Source organism: Pseudomonas sp. GW821-FHT07F01 (genome assembly GCF_059418825.1).
Map to the genome: position 1 here is coordinate 560,416 of NZ_JBWKQO010000001.1, position 17,861 is coordinate 578,276.

At 65.9% G+C, this 17,861-nt stretch carries 18 protein-coding genes; 11 read left to right on the top strand and 7 right to left on the bottom strand.

Going from position 1 to position 17,861, the window contains the following annotated elements; all coding sequences use genetic code 11:
- The first annotated feature begins 62 nt into the window (after positions 1–62).
- Positions 63–1,376, top strand: coding sequence for a sigma-54 interaction domain-containing protein (locus AC07R1_RS02615; RefSeq protein ID WP_072452278.1), 1,314 nt, complete (start codon positions 63–65; stop codon positions 1,374–1,376).
- A 13-nt stretch (positions 1,377–1,389) separates the two neighbouring features.
- Here AC07R1_RS02615 and AC07R1_RS02620 read toward each other — a convergent pair whose 3' ends face one another.
- From AC07R1_RS02620 to AC07R1_RS02635, 4 genes are all read right to left on the bottom strand, one after another.
- Positions 1,390–2,292 (bottom strand): tyrosine-protein phosphatase, encoded by a 903-nt coding sequence (locus AC07R1_RS02620; RefSeq protein ID WP_495110073.1) that lies wholly within the window; start codon positions 2,290–2,292, stop codon positions 1,390–1,392.
- A 20-nt stretch (positions 2,293–2,312) separates the two neighbouring features.
- On the bottom strand, positions 2,313–3,695 hold the full coding sequence (locus tag AC07R1_RS02625; protein WP_495110074.1) for a DUF1329 domain-containing protein: 1,383 nt from the start codon (positions 3,693–3,695) through the stop codon (positions 2,313–2,315).
- A 29-nt stretch (positions 3,696–3,724) separates the two neighbouring features.
- Positions 3,725–5,278, bottom strand: a complete 1,554-nt coding sequence (locus AC07R1_RS02630) for a DUF1302 domain-containing protein (RefSeq protein WP_495110075.1) — start codon at positions 5,276–5,278, stop codon at positions 3,725–3,727.
- A gap of 219 nt (positions 5,279–5,497) precedes the next feature.
- Positions 5,498–6,037: a GNAT family N-acetyltransferase gene (locus AC07R1_RS02635; RefSeq protein ID WP_077933952.1), complete on the bottom strand. Its 540-nt coding sequence runs from the start codon at positions 6,035–6,037 to the stop codon at positions 5,498–5,500.
- 205 nt (positions 6,038–6,242) lie between these two features.
- Between AC07R1_RS02635 and AC07R1_RS02640 the strand changes: the two genes are divergently transcribed.
- The 4 genes from AC07R1_RS02640 to AC07R1_RS02655 all read left to right on the top strand — a co-directional run bounded on the left by AC07R1_RS02640 (position 6,243) and on the right by AC07R1_RS02655 (position 9,199).
- Positions 6,243–7,730, top strand: coding sequence for a PAS domain S-box protein (locus AC07R1_RS02640; protein WP_041117729.1), 1,488 nt, complete (start codon positions 6,243–6,245; stop codon positions 7,728–7,730).
- A 136-nt stretch (positions 7,731–7,866) separates the two neighbouring features.
- Complete coding sequence (locus AC07R1_RS02645) at positions 7,867–8,118, top strand: CsbD family protein (protein WP_011060865.1); 252 nt, start codon at positions 7,867–7,869, stop codon at positions 8,116–8,118.
- 1 nt (position 8,119) lies between these two features.
- Positions 8,120–8,380, top strand: coding sequence for a DUF1652 domain-containing protein (locus AC07R1_RS02650; protein WP_015635301.1), 261 nt, complete (start codon positions 8,120–8,122; stop codon positions 8,378–8,380).
- A 177-nt stretch (positions 8,381–8,557) separates the two neighbouring features.
- Positions 8,558–9,199, top strand: coding sequence for a trimeric intracellular cation channel family protein (locus tag AC07R1_RS02655; RefSeq protein WP_015635302.1), 642 nt, complete (start codon positions 8,558–8,560; stop codon positions 9,197–9,199).
- A 223-nt stretch (positions 9,200–9,422) separates the two neighbouring features.
- Here AC07R1_RS02655 and AC07R1_RS02660 read toward each other — a convergent pair whose 3' ends face one another.
- Positions 9,423–10,817: a sensor histidine kinase gene (locus AC07R1_RS02660; RefSeq protein ID WP_011060868.1), complete on the bottom strand. Its 1,395-nt coding sequence runs from the start codon at positions 10,815–10,817 to the stop codon at positions 9,423–9,425.
- Positions 10,795–11,478 (bottom strand): response regulator transcription factor, encoded by a 684-nt coding sequence (locus tag AC07R1_RS02665; protein WP_011060869.1) that lies wholly within the window; start codon positions 11,476–11,478, stop codon positions 10,795–10,797. The genes AC07R1_RS02660 and AC07R1_RS02665 overlap by 23 nt, the downstream gene beginning before the upstream one ends.
- 181 nt (positions 11,479–11,659) lie before the next feature.
- Here AC07R1_RS02665 and AC07R1_RS02670 point away from each other — a divergent pair, with 181 nt between their 5' ends.
- The 6 genes from AC07R1_RS02670 (at position 11,660) to hcnC (ending at position 16,917) form a co-directional block, all read left to right on the top strand.
- A complete protein-coding gene (locus AC07R1_RS02670; protein ID WP_258611812.1) occupies positions 11,660–12,001 on the top strand; it encodes a YdcA family protein in 342 nt (113 codons plus the stop codon).
- A gap of 38 nt (positions 12,002–12,039) precedes the next feature.
- Positions 12,040–12,426: a hypothetical protein gene (locus AC07R1_RS02675; protein ID WP_258611813.1), complete on the top strand. Its 387-nt coding sequence runs from the start codon at positions 12,040–12,042 to the stop codon at positions 12,424–12,426.
- A gap of 190 nt (positions 12,427–12,616) precedes the next feature.
- On the top strand, positions 12,617–13,558 hold the full coding sequence (locus AC07R1_RS02680; RefSeq protein ID WP_011060872.1) for a membrane protein: 942 nt from the start codon (positions 12,617–12,619) through the stop codon (positions 13,556–13,558).
- 389 nt (positions 13,559–13,947) lie between these two features.
- Positions 13,948–14,265: a cyanide-forming glycine dehydrogenase subunit HcnA gene (gene hcnA / locus AC07R1_RS02685; RefSeq protein WP_011060873.1), complete on the top strand. Its 318-nt coding sequence runs from the start codon at positions 13,948–13,950 to the stop codon at positions 14,263–14,265.
- The gene (gene hcnB, locus AC07R1_RS02690; protein WP_011060874.1) at positions 14,262–15,671 is read left to right on the top strand and encodes a cyanide-forming glycine dehydrogenase subunit HcnB; all 1,410 of its coding nucleotides are present in this window, start codon (positions 14,262–14,264) and stop codon (positions 15,669–15,671) included. Before hcnA ends, hcnB begins: the two co-directional genes overlap by 4 nt.
- Positions 15,664–16,917, top strand: a complete 1,254-nt coding sequence (gene hcnC, locus AC07R1_RS02695) for a cyanide-forming glycine dehydrogenase subunit HcnC (protein ID WP_145713903.1) — start codon at positions 15,664–15,666, stop codon at positions 16,915–16,917. The genes hcnB and hcnC overlap by 8 nt, the downstream gene beginning before the upstream one ends.
- Before the next feature lie 202 nt (positions 16,918–17,119).
- Here hcnC and AC07R1_RS02700 read toward each other — a convergent pair whose 3' ends face one another.
- A complete protein-coding gene (locus AC07R1_RS02700) occupies positions 17,120–17,731 on the bottom strand; it encodes a glutathione S-transferase (protein WP_011060876.1) in 612 nt (203 codons plus the stop codon).
- Positions 17,732–17,861: the final 130 nt, after the last annotated feature.

Here is a 17,861-nt window from a genome sequence, read left to right on the forward strand (position 1 = left end):
GGCAGAAAATGGCAGTGATGGCGCCCATGCTTTAAGCTGCCGCCTCTGCCCCGGAGTTGCCCATGTCCCTGATTGCCACCGACCTAGTCCCGCCACCGATGTCCGCCCTGGTGTCCTACCTCGAACACGACCCGCAGCCCACCATAGTGCTGGACACCGACTACAACATCATCGCCGCCAACACCGCTTACCAGCGTCAGTTCGGCGTGGCCGGCAAGCCCCACGTGGGCGCCAAGTGCTACCGGGTGTCCCATCAGTTCGCCGTGCCCTGCGACCAGGCCGGCGAGCATTGCCCGATGCGCAAGGCCCATGACAGCCGCGTACCGGAACGCATGCTGCACATCCACCACACGCCCCGGGGGCCGGAACATGTGGACGTGGAGCTGCGGCCGATCATTGGCCAAGACGGCACGGTGGTGGCCTATGTCGAGCGCCTGAGTTCGGTGGCCGTGGCCTCGGTACAACCCCAGCAGAAGGGCCTGGTGGGGCGCTCGCCGGCCTTCAACGAAGCCTTGGGCGCCTTGCAGCGGGCGGCGCCGGCGCCGATCCCGGTATTGCTCCAGGGTGAATCCGGCACCGGCAAGGAGCTGTTCGCCCGTGCCCTGCACGACGGCAGCCCCCGGGCCAGCGGGCCGCTGGTGGTGGTGGACTGCACCGGGCTTACCGAAAGCCTGCTGGAAAGCGAATTGTTCGGTTATGAAAAGGGCGCCTTCACCGGTGCCCTGCAGCGCAAGATCGGCCTGGCCGAAGCCGCCCATGGCGGCACCCTGTTTCTCGACGAGATCGGCGAAGTGCCCCTGGCCATGCAGGTCAAACTGCTGCGCCTGATCGAGTCCGGCAGCTTTCGCCCGGTGGGCAGCCTGCGCACCGTGCACTCGGATTTCCGCCTGGTGGCGGCGACCCACAAGCCGCTCAAGGAAATGGTCGCCGCCGGCACCTTCCGCCAGGACCTGTACTACCGCATCAGCGCCTTCCCGATCCGCCTGCCGGCCTTGCGCGAACGCAGCGACGACCTGCCACTGCTGATCGACAGCCTGCTGCGCCGGCTTGACCCCGGGGTGGTGCCGCGGGTCGATCCCCAGGCCCTGGCCCAACTGAGCCTGTACACCTACCCGGGCAATATCCGCGAGCTGCGCAACATCCTCGAGCGGGCGCGGCTGTTCAGCGACGACGGGGTGATCCGCCTGGCGGACCTGCCGCCGGAGCTGCGCAGCACGCCGGCACCAGCGCCCCCCGGCCGCCGCCGCGGCAACAAGGACCTGGAGCAACTGGCCCATGCCCTGGAGGTGTTCGAGGGTTCGCGCAGTGAGCTGGCCAGGGCCCTGGGCCTGAGCGAGCGGACCCTGTACCGGCGGCTCAAGGCCCTGGGTCTCTGAGTGCCGCAACTGATCAGGGGGCGGCGGTTTCGAGGAACTTGCTTTGCAGCCGCGAGCGAAACGCGGCATCGACCCCCAGCCCCTCGCGCAGGTAGTTCTCCACCGAGCCGTAGTCTTCGCGCATGGCCATGAACGCCGCTTGCAGGTAGCGCGCCTCGACGCCTAGCAAGGGCTGTAGCAGGGCAGGATCGGTACGGCCTTTTGACGCGAGCCGGACTTGTTCGGCGATCCGGCGGTTTTTTTCCCCGAGGAAGCGGTTGGACGCCAGATAGTCCTCCATCACCGTAGCTTCCGGCACCCCCAAGGCCAGCAACACCATGGCCGAAGCGAAGCCGGTGCGATCCTTGCCCGCGGTGCAGTGGTAGAGCACCGGGGTGCCCTGGTCATCGAGCAGGCCATGCAGCCAGGCTCGGAAGAGCGGGCTCTGCTCGCGGACGAATTGGATGTTGGCCCGAACCAGCACATCGTCCAGGTGCAGCTCGGCGGTGTCGCCACTGTTGATGCGCCGAGTCAGCTCGCGGATGTCGATGTTGCCGGCACTGATCGGCATCTCGATCCGCCGCTCCATGAGCGCAGGCGGTAGGCGGTCGGGGGCGTCGGCGATTTCCTCGCGGCTGCGCAGGTCCACCACACGCTGCAGTTGCAGGCCTTGCAGCCTGCGTTGATCTTCGGCACTGAGTGAGTCCAGGGCTCCACCGCGATACAGCAGGCCCCACTTCACGCTACGTCCGTCGGCCGTGCGGTAGCCACCCAGGTCGCGCAGGTTGGGTGCGCTTGCCAGGTTCAGGTCGCGCAGCGCCTGGCGTTCGCTGGCGGGCAGTTCTTGCGGGGGCGCTGGCTGCTCGGCTGGGGCCGCATTGGCTGTGGCGATGGTGCACAGCAGGGCGGCCCCGAGGGCCAGGTCGAATCGGGTCATGTTGTGCTCTCCGTGAGTCTTCATTTGGCGCGCTTGCGCACGGCGGCGGGGGTGAAATCGCTGGCATCGTGGGCCAGGTCCGTCAGGCGGATCGGGCCGTGCTCATTGGTCAGGCGATCCACCAGATAGGCCCCGGACATCAGGTCGTGATACACCGATGGGCCCGCCTGATAGCTCTGGGTGTCATAGGCGTAGAAGGTGGTCTGCAGGTTGGTGCGCCAGAGGAGGTTGCGGGCGTCATAGCTGTCGGCCATGACCGCGCCCCAGGTGTCTTCGTCGATGTAGAAGCGGCGTTTGGCATACACATGACGGTTGCCGGGCTTGAGGCTGGCCTCCAGTACCCATACCCGGTGCAATTCGTAGCGCAGTGCTTCGGGGTTGGGGTGGCCAATGGTTTCGGTGAGCTTGGCCAGGGTGGTCGCGGGGTCGCTGATTGCATAGTTGTGATAGGGGATGAACAGCTCGCGCTTGCCGATGATCGTCCACTGGTAGCGGTCGGTGCCGCCATTGAACATGCGGCTGTCATCGTTGACCCGCAGGCCGCCGCTGGCGCCACTGGAAGGATTGTCGTAGCCGACGTTGGGCGCGCGCCGCACCCGTCGGCTGCCCGGGTCGTATTGCCAGCTCTGCTGGGCGTTGGCCACCGGATCGACGAAGCCGTGGCCGAAGGTGATCTTGCCCAGCTCCCGGGCCGGTTCCAGGGTCCGGTACATGAAGTGGCTGTTGATGGCGTCGCGGTCGTCTTGCCGGGGGCTGTCCGGGTTGGTCCAGATATTGAGCGTCTGGTGATGCTGGACCTGACGTGCCTGCTTGCCGTTGGCCAGGGTGACGACCAGGCTGTAGACGCCTTCCTCGCCGGGCCCCCGCCCTTGTAGGGCGTGGTTCCAGATCAGTTCGTTGCCGTTTTTCGGGATCGGGAACGGCGACGCGCCCCAGGCCCCGGTGACGCCGTTGCCATCCTCGGTGAGTCGAGCGGTGCGTCCGTTTTCGCGGATTTGCTCTTCGATTTTCGCACTCGGGCGCATGTCGCGATGACTGGGATAGATGTCCATCCAGTAGCTGCGTGGATAGCGCTTGAACAGGGCGATCTGGCCGTCACTGAGGCGGTTCTGGTACTGCTCCAGGTTCTGCGCGGTAATCCTGAACAACGGGCGCTCTTTGGCGTACGGATCGGGGTACAGCGAGCCGCTGCCGGCGAACTGCACATGGGGCGGAGTGCCGCGCCACTGGCCGGACCAGTCAGGAATGCTGCCGTCGGCGTTACCGGCACGCTCCGCGCCGACGGGCGTGAGATCTTGATCGAGGCGAGCCAGCTCGGCCTCGCTGAGCGCGGCCTGGGCCAGGGGGCACAGGCCGAGCAGGCCGGCGAGCACAAAGGCAGGGAATTGCGTTTGGCAGGACATGGAATGTTCTCCGGTTGTCTGGGCGAGGGTCAGAAGCTGTACTTGGCGTTCAGGGCGATGTGGTCGCGATCGCTCTGGTTGTTGTACCGGGGGCTGCCCAGGTAGGCGTTGTAGACGGCCTCCAGGGAGAGGTTCCCGAGGTACTCCAGGGTGCCGCCCAGGGACAGCCGATTCCTGCCCTGGTTGTAGCTGCCCAGAGAGGAGTTGCCGTTAACCCCCTGGTTGAAGGACAGCGGGATGGTCAGGTCCCATCCGGGCATGATCTCGATGTAGCGCGAACTGGCGCGCAAGGTGTAACCCCAGGCCGAACGGTCGTTCCAGAGCTTGTCACTGGGGGTGCGCTGGGGCAGGTAGGCACTGTCGTTGCTCAAGACGCGGTTGTAGCCGACCTCGCCATTGAGGGTGAAATTGTCGGAAAAGGGCGTCTGGCCGAAGCCGTGGGTCATCGACAGCAGTACCTGGCCGGTCCTGCCGCGGGCAGTGTGGCGGGCGCCGCCGAGGTCGATCGCCAGGGGCAGGCGATCCTGGATGCTGATCTCGCCGTTGATGTTGGTGTCGACCACGACCGTGGCGAAGCTTGCGCCATACAGTTCGATGCCTTCGAAGTAGCGCGCCTGGTAGCTGCCGCGGCGGCTTAGGTTGTCCACCACCGGTGTCTTGCTGTGATAGCGCAGGCGGTAGAGGCCGAACTCGGTGTTGTTCAGGCTCTGGGCGACATAGCGCAGGGCCAGGCCGAACTGCCCGCTGTCGCGGGGTTCGTCATCTTTCAAGCGGACCAGTTGACCGGTGGAGTTGCTGTAGCCGCCCCTGTCGAGGAGGTCGGTGGTGGAGAAGTAGCTGCCGACCGCGTTGAGTCGGCTCTTCTTCCACTCGTACTGGTAATAGAACTGCAGGTCGAGCGCGTCGGTGAGGCTGTAGGAGGCGAACAGCTGGCCGGTCGGCAGCGTACGCTCCTTGATCTCGACCCCGGGCACGTTGGATTTGCTGGCATCAAACGGGCTCATGGTCGAGGCAATGCCGTTGCCGTTGTAGACGCTCTCGCCCCAGTAGACCACCTGGCGCCCGAGGCGCAGGTTGAAGGGCCTGTCAGCGACTTGCCAACTGCCATACAGGTAGCTGTCGAGCATTTCCACGGCACCGCCGTGAGCGTCGCGGGTGGGCCTGGAAAACTGGTCGGGGCGCGAGCATTGCCCGGCGGCATAGCAGTTCGAGGTGCCGGTGTGGTTGTCATTGCGGCGATGGTAGACATTGTCGTAGTAGGCGCTGGCGCGCACGAACAGGCCGAAGTCACGGCGAAAGTTGAAGTCGGCGTCGCTGACCAGGCCCAGGCGATGGGTGATCAGGCTGCCCCGGTCGAAAGCGTTGTTGCCGTCGTTGCCGTTGGCATTGTTGCGCCCGCCAAGGGCATGGGCCGGCTTTGCCGTGCGCCAGGCCAGGCCATAGGAGACGACGTTGCTGTTCTGCACTTTGAGGTCGTCGCCGATTTCGAAGACCAGGGCGGCCAGCGGGGAACTGAACAGGAGCAAGGAACCGGGAACTGCGAGCAAGGTGGAGAAAGCGTAAGGCGTTATTGTTTTTTTCATTGCTGCCTCTGAATGTCTGTTTTTGCGTCGAGGTACCGTAGGGTTGTGGAGGGGGGGAAGGGACTATCGGAAATGCAGCGGGGTCTGGACATCGTCTATTCGGACTAGTCGCTTTGTTGCGGGCGCCGCACGTTCAGGCCGCCGGAAGGGCTGAACGTGCAGGGTTCTGGAGGGAGGGGGGGACGGAGCAGGCGCTGCCCCTGGACGGGATCTTGAGCCTCAGGCCGTGCGTTCGCCGGTGCGCGGAAGGTCGCAGGCCATCACCCACATGCCGATCTGTTCCAGGTCGGTGCTGAACGGCACCTCGTCGACCTGCCGCAGGCCGGCGCTTTCATAGAAGCGCCGGGCGCCGCTGTTGCTCTTGAGCACGTCCAGCCACAGGCAGGGCTCACCGGCAGCGCTGGCCCGTTGCAGCACATGCTCCAGCAAGCGGCGGCCATAGCCCTTGCCGGCCTCGGACTTGAGCAGGTAGATCTTCTGCAGTTCGGCCCCGCGCCGGGCTCCATCGGGCAGTGGCCGGTTCCAGTTGAGCTTGGCAAAACCGATGGGCTGCTGCTGCGGGTCCAGGGCCAGTAGCCACAGGTGCAGGTGCTTGTCGGCCAGGGACTGTTCCAGGGGGGCGGGGGCAAAATCCTGGGCCAGGAACTGCTGCATGCCTTCGGTGCTCCAGATCGCGGCGAAGTGCTCGCGGTAGGTGGCGCAGCCAATGGCCTGGAGGGTGTCGATATCGCGGCTGTCGGCTTCACGGATGGTGATCATGCGTCATTCCTCGAGGGGCGGCTGGCCGGTGTCGCCGGGCTGGCGGCTGGCCCGCAATCCGGACGGGGCAGCTTACTCCGTTGCCCAAAGGGGCTCCAGCGCTCGGGCCGGGGCACGATGGCGGCGCGCCGTGGTCGTAGTTGCAGCCCCCTTTTTTCCGGCGTGCGGGATGTTTGGCGCAGCGTCGGGTTCTTCCGGAGATGCCATGAGCCAGGCCGTACTTGCCACCGAAACCAACCGCCGCCAATTGCAGCAGATCATCTCCGGCCTGTCCGACGGGGTGATCCTGATCGAGACCGACAAGCCCCGTACCCTGCTCTGGGCCAATGAAGCGGCCCTGGCCATGCACGGCGTCAGCACGGTCGAGCAGTTGGGCGGCAATCTGCGCGAATACGCCCGGCGCTATGCCTTGCGCTACCGCAACAACCATCCACTGGGCCTGGACAGCTACCCCATCAACCGGGTGGCTGCCGGAGAAACCTTCAGCGACGTGGTGGTGGAGGTCCAGGCCGAGATCGACGGCGAACCCCGGCACTGGGTGCACCGGGTGCGCAGCATGATCCTCGAGGACCGCAATGGCGCGCCGGAGTCCCTGGTGCTGATCCTCAGTGACGCCACCGACTGGGCCAGCGCCGAGCAGCGCTTCGAGAAGACCTTCAACGCCAACCCGGCGCCGGCGGTGATCTGCCGCCTGGGGGATTTGCGCTACATCAAGGTCAACCAGGGCTTCCTGGAGATGACCGGCTATGCCCGGGACCAGGTGATCGGCCGTTCGGTCTACGAGCTGGACGTGCTGGAAGACGCCGAGCACAAGGAACTGGCCGTCGAACGCCTGGGGCAGGGCGCGACCATCCCGCAGATGCAGGCCGAGCTGCGCCTGCCCGAGGGCGGCAGCAAGCTGGTGATCGTCGCCGGCCAGCCGCTGGACATCAACGACGAGGACTGCATGCTGTTTTCCTTCATGGACCTGGAGCCGCGGCGCAAGGCCGAGATCGCCCTGCGCCAGAGCGAGGAGCGTTTCGCCAAGTCGTTCCGCCTGACCCCGGTGCCGACCCTGGTGTGCAGCGCCGAGCAGCAGATCGTCGATGTCAACGAAGCCTTTCTCGACACCTGCGGCTACAGCAGCGAAGAGCTGCTGGGCAAGACCGTGCAGGACATCGGTTTTATCGCCGAGCCCCAGGCCGCCGAGCAGTTGTTCGGCCGCTTGGAGAAAAGCGGCAACGTCATGGGCCTGGACCTCAAGGTGCGCAAGAAGGGCGCCGAGCAGGTGGACTGCGTGGCCTACGCCGATACCGTGCTGATCCAGGACAGCCCCTGCTACCTGCTGGTGCTGATGGACATCAGCGAGCGCAAGCGCTCGGAGCTGGAACTGGTGGGCGCCATCGAGGAGGTGATGCGTGATGCCTCCTGGTTCAGCCAGACCCTGATCGAAAAGCTCGCCAATGTGCGCAACACCCGCAGCGCGCAAGCCCCGGCGGTAACCTCTGCCGAGCTCACCACCCGCGAGCGCGAGGTCCTGGGGCTGATCTACCAGGGGCTGGCGGACAAGGAAATTGCCGCGCAACTGCAGTTGGCCCCCAACACCGTGCGCAATCACGTGGCCACCCTGTACTCCAAGCTCGATGTGCACAGCCGCGGCGAGGCCATTGTCTGGGCCCGGGAGCGCGGGCTGTTTGCCGGCAGTGCCGGCTGACCCGGTGCAAATGCACCAGTGCAACCAGTGCAAATGCGCCTTTTGCCCGGGGGCGGGCCTTTCTATCCTGTGATTCTGCGCAGGGCTCTGTATCGGGCCTCTGCCATTCATGAACCGCAGTAGAAGGAGCGCCAGCATGGCTAGCGAACAGATCAAGGGCACAGTGGGCAAGGTGGCCGGCAAGGCCGAGGCCGTGGTGGGTGAGTGGCTGGATGATGAGCAACTGCAAGCCCGCGGCATGGCCCGGGAAGCCGCCGGGCAATTGCAGGAAAAGTACGGCCAGGCCCTGGACCAGGGCGCTCGCTGGGTACGGGACAAACCGCTGTTGAGCGTGGCCCTGCTGGCCGGCGTCGGGCTGTTGGCGGGCCTGCTGCTGCGGCGCCGCTGAAATGCCGGCGGCCATCACCCTGGCGCAGTTGCGCGCTTGTATCGAGCAGCGCCTGGCGCCCCTGGCCTGCAGCTTCAGCAACGCCGGTGACGGCACCCTGACCTTGCGGGTGTTCGAGCCGGCCAGCGGCCGGGTCGACCTGGTGGTGACCGGGCTCAGCGCCCGGGCGCTGCAGAGCGAGGCCGATGTGCAGAAGATCATCGACGAACTGCTCTATGAGCTGGGCAGCAACTCCCTGGGCCAGCTCGATCTGGCGCCCTGAACCCGGCCTTGCACCGAGGCCGGTCGATGGCGACAGCCCACGGCCTGAACTATAAGCAAAGGGTCGACGGTCGGGTTCCCGGCCGTCATCTCCAGCCTTTTGCAGGTGCCCGGGCATGCCTTCAACCCTGTTGCCGCGCCGTATTTTCCTGATCACCTCGCTTTTCTGGATGGGCCCATGAACGCCCGGGCCCAGGGCTTGCCCCGGCGCCTGGAAAACATCGTGCTGGTGGCGGATCTGGCGGGCACTGCGGTGTTTGCCGTGGAGGGTGCGATCAGCGCCATGCGCGCCCAACTGGACCTGCTGGGGGTGATGGTGATCGCCTTTATCGTTGCCCTTGGCGGAGGGGTGACCCGTGACCTGCTGATTGGCGCCACGCCGCCCAAGGCCGTGGCCGACTGGCGGTACCCGGCGCTGGCGCTGCTGATGGGCGGGCTGGCCTTCGTGGCACGGGACTGGGTGCTGGGGTGGTCCGGGCCGCTGCTGATTCTGCTGGACGCCGCGGGGCTGGGGCTGTTTGCCGTGGCGGGCACGCAGAAGGCGCAGAACTTCGGCATCTCGCCCTTTGTCTCGATGCTCATGGGTACGGTGACCGGGGTGGGGGGCGGGGTGATTCGCGACATTGTCCTGGCCCGCATTCCCCTGGTGCTGCAGGTCGACCTGTATGCCAGCTCGGCCTTTGTCGGCGCGGCCAGCCTGGTCATCGCCCGGCGCCTGGGCGTGCCGCCTTTATGGTCGGCCTGGCTGGCGGGCACCGTCTGTTTCGCCCTGCGCATGCTCTCGGTGCGCTACGGCTGGCAACTGCCCAAGGCCTTGTAGCCGCTGCCGCAGGCTGTGAACGGCTTGGGCGGCATTGCGACGCAGCAGGCGCCGGGGTCGCGAGAGCGCGGAAGGTTTGGCGCAAGATCGTCAAGCAAGGCCCTGCGTACCGAACGCGGCCCGGCCTTTCGCAGCTTCGCAGGCTCAGCAGCGGCTACAGGATCACAGGGTCACAGGGCCACAGGGCCACAGGCACCGGATCATAGGGGCGTGGAGGCCGGGATCAATTGTCGGCAATCAGGCTCGGCCGGCAGTCCAGGCTCAGGCGCGCGCCGCCGCGTTCGCTGCTGCCCACCTCAAGCTTGAAACCGTGCAGGCTGACAATCGCCGCGACGATCGACAGGCCAAGGCCAAACCCGCCCTGGGCATTGTTTTCATCCACCCGGTAAAAGCGCCGGAACACCGCCGCCCGTTCCGCTGCGGGTATTCCGGGGCCTGAGTCGAGCACTTCCAGGCGCGGGCTGCCGTCGTCGTCAATCCCCCGCAGGATCACTTCGCCCCCCGGTGGGGTGAACTTGATGGAGTTGCTCAGCAGGTTGGCCAGGGCCTCGAACAACAGGGCGCGGTCACCGGTGAGGCTGGGCAGGCTCGCCGGTACATCCAGCACCAGGGTCAACTGGCCTTCCTCGGCCAGGGGCAGGTAGAAGTCATAGAGCTCGTGCAGCAGGGGCAGGGGGTCGAGCACCAGGAAGCCCGAGCGCCGCTGCTGGTCCTCCAGTTCGGAAATCCGCAGCAACCCGCGAAAGCGCGCCATCAGGGTGTCGGCCTCGGCCAGCAACTGGTCCATCTGCAGGGCCTGGGGCGAGCCTTCCTCGGCCTGTTGCTGCAGGCGATAGAGCTGGGCCCGCAGGCGGGTCAGCGGGGTGCGCAGGTCGTGGGCGATGTTGTCGCACACGCCCTTGACCTCATGCATCAGCCGTTCGATGCGTTCGAGCATGGCGTTGACGATGGCCGCCAGCATGTCCAGCTCGTCACGCCGGTCCGACAGCGGCAGGCGCCGGGTCAGGTCGCCGGCGACTATGGCTTCGGCGCTGGCCTGGATCTGGCGGATGCGCCGCAAGGGCCGGCGGCGCAGCAGGTGCCAGCCGGCGGCGCCGGGAATGATGGTCAGGGAAATGCCCCAGAGCAGGGCGTGGAGAATGATCCGGGTCACCGCGAACAGCGAGCCGTTGTCGCGCACCAGCACCAGCCAGCGGCCATCCCGGGTGTGGGTGGCCACGGCGTCGCAGCTGTCGCGGGGCAGGCTCGGGTCGTCGGAGTCGATGCAGTTCTTCAGTTCGTGGATCTTGCCGTCCAGGGGCAGGTCGTCGGGTATCTGCCGGATCGGCCCGCTCAGGGGCCGGCGCTGCTCATCGAACAGGCCGTAGGCGTCGATGGCGCGCATGTCGAAAGTCATGCTGGTGGTCAGGGCTTCCACCAGCTGGTCGCCCTCGAAGCGCGCGAACAGGTGCTGGCGCTGCATCAGCGAGTGCTTGGCCAGGCTGTCCAGGTAGGTGGAAACCTCGTAGTACAGCACCCCCATGAGGATGCAGCTCCAGGCCACGAACAGCGTGCTGTAGAGCGCCAGCAGGCGGCTGCTGGAGGAACGCCAGCCTTTAGAGGGGTTCAGCAATGACATAACCCGAGCCTCGCACGGTGCGGATCAACGGGGTCATGCCGGGCGGGTCGATCTTCTTGCGCAGGCGGCCGATGTGCACGTCGATCAGATTGGTCCCGGGGTCGAAGTGATAGCCCCAGACCTCCTCGAAGATCATCATCCGCGAGAGGATCTGGCCGGTGTTGCGCATGAGGAATTCCAGCAGCTTGTATTCGGTGGGCAGCAGGCTCAGCAACTGGTCGGCGCGGGTTGCCTCGCGGCTGATCAGGTTCAGTTCCAGGTCCGCCACCCGCAGGCTGGTGTCGAAATCCTTGACCGTGTTCTTGCGCCGCAGCAGCACTTCGACCCGGGCCGCCATCTCGTCGGAGGCGAAGGGCTTGGTCAGGTAGTCGTCGCCCCCGGCCCGCAGGCCGCGCACCCGTTCATCGACGTCGGAGAGGGCGCTGATCATCAGGATCGGTGTCGACACACCGATGGTGCGCAGGGTGGTGACGATGGCCAGACCGTCCAGTTCCGGCAGCATGCGGTCCAGGGTGATCAGGTCGTAGTCGCCGCTCACGGCGCGCACCAGGCCCTCGCGGCCATTGTCCACCCAATCCACGTCGAGGCCGTGGCTGCTCAGTTCGGCGACGATTTCCCGGGCGGTCACGGCGTCGTCTTCGATGGTCAGAATGCGGGTCATAGGCGTTACCTGTTTGGCGGTTCGTGACACAGGCGGGCATTTTGCCAAGAAACGGCGGCCGCAATTCTAAAAAAACTTTCATCTGCGCCTCCAGGACTCTGTCCAGACCTTGAACAAGCCCCTGCCAGAGGCCGCGCTGCCTGATATTATCGCGCCACTTTTATGGCCAGGAGGCACATCCATGACGGGCCTGCCCCGGGTTGGCTGGAAGCCATTGTCCTTTCTCTGCCTGATGGTGCTGTGCAGCAGCGCGGTGCTGGCGGCCAACCAGCCCTGTTCCGGGCGCAAGGGCGGCATCGCCCGTTGCGACGGCGAGCTGTTCCTGTGCAACGACGGCTCCATCAGCGCGTCGAAAAAGAACTGCGCCCTGATGGCCGGCCAGCGCTCCACTACCCCGCGGGCCGAGCCCCTGCTGCGCGACGCCCAGGGATGCAGCTGTGGCAGCGGCAGTTTCTGCACCGGGCCCCGGGGCGGGGTGTACTGCCTGACCCCCAGTGGCAACAAGAGCTACAAGCGGCATTGAAAACCCGATTGACCTTCTGTGTATCAAGGTGTTGTGCAATGAACTACGCATCACGTTTCAAAGGCCTGCTGTGGCTGCTGCTGGCCAGCCTGCTGTTGAGCCTCGCCGTGGATCTGGCGCTGCGCCTGCCCGGTTACCTGGAGGCCTATGCTGCCGACCCTCGCTATGCGCGCTGGATGCTGGCGTATCGCGGCCTGGACGTCCTGGTCATCGCCCTGATGGCGGTGGCCGTGCCGGCAATCATGCGGCTGCTGGATTTTCGTCGTTCGGCCTGGCTGGCATTGCCGCTCTTTACCTTGTGGGGGCAGGGCATCGGGCAATTGACCCTGGTGGGCAACCTGCTGCTGGCCCTGTGGATCCTGGTACTGGTGGTGCACCTGTGTTGGACCCGCGGCCGGGAGCTCTACCGGAGCCGGCAGGCCTGAGCACCGGGCGGGCCGTGCAGAACGCCCGCCCGAAAACTCCCGGGCCGGTAAATTGCACGATCCGGGATTGTCTGCTTATCGCAAGTCATTGAAATAAAAGAGCTTATAAAGTTCGTGCAACTGGCACGGTGGCTGCACTTGTCCCTTCGAGACGTGTAACACCATTTTTCATGCCTGGAGCTGAACAACAATGAACAGACCCTCTGAACACCTGCTGGCCACCGCAGATGCCTCGAGTCATCACTCGGGCGTGTCCTGGGCGGCGATCTTCGCCGGCGCCGCGGCGGCCGCCGCTCTTTCGCTGATCCTCCTGTTGCTGGGCTTCGGCCTGGGCTTTTCCGCGGTTTCGCCCTGGGCCGGCAGCGGCATCAGCGCCAAGGGCCTGGGCATTTCCAGCATTGTCTGGCTGGCCGTGACGCAGATCATCGCTGCCGGCCTGGGCGGTTACATCGCCGGGCGCCTGCGGGTGAAGTGGGCCAACCTGCATGGCGATGAAGTGTATTTCCGCGACACCGCCCATGGCTTCCTGGCCTGGGCCGTGGCCACCCTGGTCACCGCGACTTTGGTGGTGGGGTCGGTCAGCAGCGTCATCAGCGGCGGCGTGCATGCCGGCGCCCAGGTGGCTTCCGGCGCCGCCGGTGCCATGACCCAGGTGGCTGGCCATGCTGCCGCCCAGGGTTCCCAGGATGACTACGGCTACTTCGTCGACAGCCTGTTCCGCGACGATCGCCCGGCGGCGGTCAGCGATGACGCGGCCCGTGGCACGGTATCGCGGATCTTCGTGCGCACCCTGAGCAACGACGGCCAGTTGGCCCCTGAGGACCGCAGCTACCTGGCGCAATTGGTGGCCCAGCGTACCAACCTCAGCCAGGCCGATGCCGAGCGTCGGGTCGATGAAGTCTTCGCCAAGACCCGCCAGGCCGTGGAAGAAGCCAAGCAGGCCGCCAAGGAAGCTGCCGACACCGCAGCCAAGGTGGCTGCCTGGTCGTCGCTGTGGATGTTTATCGCGCTGCTGTGCGGGGCCTTCTTCGCCAGCCTCGCGGCGACCTTTGGCGGTCGTCGTCGGGACGCCGTGGTCTGGCTTGAAAGCGATGTCCAGCCGCGCACCGTAGCCCCCACCCCCGTTCACTGATCCAGGAGATTTCCCATGCGCTCATTACTCTTGTGGTTCCTCGGTGTGCCGATCCCGGTGATTATCCTGATCGCCCTGTTCATGCACTGATTCAAGCTATAAAGCCCGGCCCGAACGGGCCCGGGCCTTCCCGAACGCCGCTGCCGGCCATTGCCGCCAGCGGCGTTTTTGTGCGCGGTATCGCAGTTTTGCAAGGGCTGGCCACCGTCGGGTGCGAGGCAGCCGTTTGCTTGGCCCAGATCAATATCCGTGTCCGACAAACCGACTAGATTGGCCCGCGCTCGGTTCTGACAAACAGCTTGGGACCGGGACGTTGCCCGGTCCCGACCGCAGCAGCATGGACGGCGGGACGCCGGCAACCCCATTCATTTTTCACGGATGAACCCACAATGCGTCAGATAGACCGCAACTTCGATATTCAGCCGCTGCAGCATGCGGACATGACCATCAGCCTCAATGGCCAGCCAGTCACTGCCGCCCTGGGTGAAACCGTCCTCAGCGTGATCCAGGCCACCGGCCTGCGCCAGGTGGCGCGCAACGATCACGGGCAACTGGTCGGCGCCTACTGCGGCATGGGCGTGTGCCATTGCTGCCTGGTGCAGATCGACGGCCGGCACAAGCGCCGCGCCTGCCAGACCCTGGTCAAGCCGGGGATGCAGGTGCAGACACTGAGCAACCGCATCACTGAAACGGAGCCCACGTTATGAGCCTGAACCCGGTGATCGTCGGCGGTGGGCCGGCGGGCATGGCGGCCGCCATCGAACTGGCCGAGCACGGTGTGCGCAGCACCCTGATCGAAGAGGCCTCGCGCCTGGGGGGCGTGGTCTACCGCGGGCCGTTGCGCGACGGCGTGCAGCTGGATTACCTGGGGCCGCGCTACTGCGAAATGCTGGCCAAGCTGCACGGCGATTTCGCCGACCACGAACAGATGATCGACGTGCGCCTCAACAGCCGGGTAGTGGGCGCCGAAGGCACCCAGAGCCTGGTGCTGCTCGATGGCGAAGAGCAGGTGCAGCAGGTCAGCTACGAGCAGTTGATACTGGCCGCCGGCTGCCATGAACGCAGTGTGCCGTTCCCCGGCTGGACCCTGCCCGGGGTCAAGCTGCTGGGTGGCCTGCAATTGCAGATCAAGAGCGGGGTGGTCAAGCCCCAGAGCCCGGTGGTGATCGCCGGTACCGGCCCCTTGCTGCCCCTGGTGGCGTGCCAGCTGCATGCTTCCGGCGTGCGCGTGGCGGGGGTCTACGAGGCTTGTGCCCTGGGCAAGATCGCCAAGCAGAGCCTGGCCATGCTCAACAAGCCGCAACTGTTTCTCGACGGCCTGAGCATGCTCGCCTACCTCAAGCTGCACGGCATTGCCCTGCGCTATGGCTGGGGCGTGGTCGAAGCCCAGGGCCAGGACGCCCTGAGCGTGGTCACCGTGGCGCCGTACTCCAGCGACTGGCAGCCGGACATGGCCAAGGCCCAGCGCATTGCTGCCCAGACCCTGGCGGTGGGCTACGGCTTCATCCCGCGCACCCAGTTGAGCCAGCAGATGGGCCTGGAACACAACTTCAGCGACGACGGCTACCTGCGCGCCAGCGCCAACGCCTGGCAGCAGAGCAGCGAGCCCCACGTGCACCTGGCCGGCGACATGGGCGGCATCCGCGGCGGCGAGGCGGCCATGCTCAGCGGGCGTATCGCCGCGCTGTCGATCCTCATGCAGCGTGGCGTACTGAGCAACGAAGCGGCCCTGCAACGGCGCCAGGGTTACGAGCGCAAGCTGGCCTCGATCCTGCGTTTTCGTGGTGCGGTGGACCGCTACACCGCGCGTGGCGCCGGGCAGGTAGAGCTGCCCAAGGGCGACACCGTGATCTGCCGTTGCGAACACACCACCCGCAACGACATCGAGCGTGCCCTGAGCCAGGGCGTGCAGGACATGGCCAGCCTGAAAATGCGCACCCGGGTGAGCATGGGCGACTGCCAGGGGCGGATGTGCGTGGGCTATTGCAGCGACCGCCTGCGCCAGGCCACCGGGCGCAAGGACGTGGGCTGGATCCGCCCGCGCTTCCCCCTGGACCCGATTCCGTTTTCCGCGTTCCCGCCGTCTGACCAGGAGGTCTCCCAGCATGATTAAGCATTACGACGTGGTCATTGCCGGTGGCGGCGTGATCGGCGCTTCCTGCGCCTACCAGTTGTCCAAGCGCAAGGACCTGAAGGTGGCGCTGATCGACGCCAAGCGCCCGGGCAACGCCAGCCGCGCTTCGGCCGGCGGCCTGTGGGCCATCGGCGAGTCGGTTGGGCTGGGCTGCGGGGTGATCTTCTTTCGCATGATGTCGGCCAACCGCAAGCGCGAGGCCCAGGGTTCGGCGGTGGTGGTGGATTCCAGCACTCCGCACATCCTGCCGCAGTCGTTCTTCGACTTCGCCCTGCAGTCCAACGAGTTGTACCCGCGCCTGCACCGCGAGCTGATGGGCCTGCACAACATGGATTTCAAGTTCGAGCAGACCGGGCTCAAGTTCGTCATCTATGACGAGGAAGACCGGCTGTACGCCGAGCACATCGTCGGCTGCATCCCGCACCTGAGCGACCAGGTACGCTGGCTCGACCAGGCGGCCCTGCGCGCCTCGGAACCCAATGTCAGCCATGAAGCCCAGGGCGCCCTGGAGTTCCTCTGCGACCACCAGGTCAACCCGTTCCGCCTCACCGACGCCTACACCGAAGGCGCACGCCAGAACGGCGTGGATGTGTACTTCAACACCAACGTCACCGGGGTCCTGCACCAGGGCAATCGGGTCAGCGGGGTGAAGACCGACGTTGCCGGGTTGTTCCGCTGCACGACCCTGATCAACGCCGCCGGCGCCTGGGCCGCCGAGCTGAGCCTGCAGGCCACCGGCATCGAGATTCCGGTGAAGCCGGTGAAGGGCCAGATCCTTCTCACCGAGCGCATGCCCAAGCTGCTCAACGGCTGCCTGACCACCAGCGACTGCTACATGGCGCAGAAGGACAACGGCGAGATCCTGATCGGCAGTACCACCGAGGACAAGGGCTTCGACGTCACCACCACCTACCCGGAGATCAACGGCCTGGTGCAGGGCGCAGTGCGCTGCGTACCGGAGCTGGCCCATGTCAACCTCAAGCGCTGCTGGGCGGGGTTGCGCCCGGGTTCGCCGGATGAGCTGCCGATCCTCGGGCCGATGGATGGGGTCGAAGGCTACCTCAATGCCTGCGGGCACTTCCGCACCGGCATCCTGACCTCGGCCATCACCGGCGTGTTGCTGGACAAACTGGTGAACGACGAAGCCCTGCCGCTGGACATCACCCCCTTCCTGGCCCGGCGCTTCGCCACTGCCGCCGTGAAGAAACAGCCCGAACCGGCCTGACCGCTCTGTAGGCGCTGGCTTGCCAGCGAAGGCGTTTTCGAAGGCGCTGCAAGGCTTGCGGGCCTCTTCGCCGGCAAGCCGGCTCCTACGGGGATATGGGGTTGCTGTAGGAGCTGGCTTGCCAGCGAAGGCGTTTTCGAGGGCGCTGCAAGGCTTGCGGGCCTCTTCGCCGGCAAGCCGGCTCCTACGGGGAGGGTGTGGCTCAGGTGGCGGGGGTGGCGAGGAACACCGGCAATTGTTCGGCGTACTCGGCAAAGCCGCGTACTGCCGGGAATTGCCCGGGGTTGAACTGGTCCGCCACCATCATCTGGCTGAAACTCCAGGCCACCGCCAGGCTGATGCCGGCCTGGCCCAGGGAGCCATCCCGGGGCAGCGGCTGTTTCTGCAACTCCTGCTCCAGCTCGCCATAGGCGGCTTGCAACTGGCCGCCAACCCGCTCCAGCCAGGGGCCGTGCTGTTTCTCCGCGGGGCGCAGGTTGCGCTCGTAAACGATCTGTACCGACTTCTCGCAGGCCGCCAGGGCCAGGCCGACCAGCCGCAGCTCACGCAGGCGCTGGGGCAGGGCGGTGGGCATCAGGCTGCGTTGCGGGCCGGCCAGGGTTTCCAGGTAGTCGATGATCAGGCTCGAATCCATCAGCACTTCACCGCCCTCGCAGACCAGGGTCGGGGCCTTGACCACGGGGTTGATCGCCTTGAACTGCTCGAAGGTGCTGAACACCGAAAGCGAGTGATGCTCGAAGGGCAGGCCCAGGCTCTTGAGGCTGATGGCGACGCGGCGCACGTAGGGTGAATCGAGCATTCCAATAAGCTTCATCACGTATTTCCTTGTCTTGAACGGCACAACGGATGGGAAAGGCGCGGCCAATTTAGCGGTATTGAAGCGGCCTTGCACAGTGCAAACCTGTAGCCGCTGCCGCAGGCTGCGAACGGCTCCGAAGGAGATG

What these genes read in the sequence shown, in the direction of transcription:
- AC07R1_RS02615 (WP_072452278.1), top strand. Translation starts at nt 63, where the DNA reads ATGTCCCTGATTGCCACCGACCTAGTCCCGCCACCGATGTCCGCCCTG.
- AC07R1_RS02620 (WP_495110073.1), bottom strand. Translation starts at nt 2,292, where the DNA reads ATGACCCGATTCGACCTGGCCCTCGGGGCCGCCCTGCTGTGCACCATC.
- AC07R1_RS02625 (WP_495110074.1), bottom strand. Translation starts at nt 3,695, where the DNA reads ATGTCCTGCCAAACGCAATTCCCTGCCTTTGTGCTCGCCGGCCTGCTC.
- AC07R1_RS02630 (WP_495110075.1), bottom strand. Translation starts at nt 5,278, where the DNA reads ATGAAAAAAACAATAACGCCTTACGCTTTCTCCACCTTGCTCGCAGTT.
- AC07R1_RS02635 (WP_077933952.1), bottom strand. Translation starts at nt 6,037, where the DNA reads ATGATCACCATCCGTGAAGCCGACAGCCGCGATATCGACACCCTCCAG.
- AC07R1_RS02640 (WP_041117729.1), top strand. Translation starts at nt 6,243, where the DNA reads ATGAGCCAGGCCGTACTTGCCACCGAAACCAACCGCCGCCAATTGCAG.
- AC07R1_RS02645 (WP_011060865.1), top strand. Translation starts at nt 7,867, where the DNA reads ATGGCTAGCGAACAGATCAAGGGCACAGTGGGCAAGGTGGCCGGCAAG.
- AC07R1_RS02650 (WP_015635301.1), top strand. Translation starts at nt 8,120, where the DNA reads ATGCCGGCGGCCATCACCCTGGCGCAGTTGCGCGCTTGTATCGAGCAG.
- AC07R1_RS02655 (WP_015635302.1), top strand. Translation starts at nt 8,558, where the DNA reads ATGAACGCCCGGGCCCAGGGCTTGCCCCGGCGCCTGGAAAACATCGTG.
- AC07R1_RS02660 (WP_011060868.1), bottom strand. Translation starts at nt 10,817, where the DNA reads ATGTCATTGCTGAACCCCTCTAAAGGCTGGCGTTCCTCCAGCAGCCGC.
- AC07R1_RS02665 (WP_011060869.1), bottom strand. Translation starts at nt 11,478, where the DNA reads ATGACCCGCATTCTGACCATCGAAGACGACGCCGTGACCGCCCGGGAA.
- AC07R1_RS02670 (WP_258611812.1), top strand. Translation starts at nt 11,660, where the DNA reads ATGACGGGCCTGCCCCGGGTTGGCTGGAAGCCATTGTCCTTTCTCTGC.
- AC07R1_RS02675 (WP_258611813.1), top strand. Translation starts at nt 12,040, where the DNA reads ATGAACTACGCATCACGTTTCAAAGGCCTGCTGTGGCTGCTGCTGGCC.
- AC07R1_RS02680 (WP_011060872.1), top strand. Translation starts at nt 12,617, where the DNA reads ATGAACAGACCCTCTGAACACCTGCTGGCCACCGCAGATGCCTCGAGT.
- hcnA (WP_011060873.1), top strand. Translation starts at nt 13,948, where the DNA reads ATGCGTCAGATAGACCGCAACTTCGATATTCAGCCGCTGCAGCATGCG.
- hcnB (WP_011060874.1), top strand. Translation starts at nt 14,262, where the DNA reads ATGAGCCTGAACCCGGTGATCGTCGGCGGTGGGCCGGCGGGCATGGCG.
- hcnC (WP_145713903.1), top strand. Translation starts at nt 15,664, where the DNA reads ATGATTAAGCATTACGACGTGGTCATTGCCGGTGGCGGCGTGATCGGC.
- AC07R1_RS02700 (WP_011060876.1), bottom strand. Translation starts at nt 17,731, where the DNA reads ATGAAGCTTATTGGAATGCTCGATTCACCCTACGTGCGCCGCGTCGCC.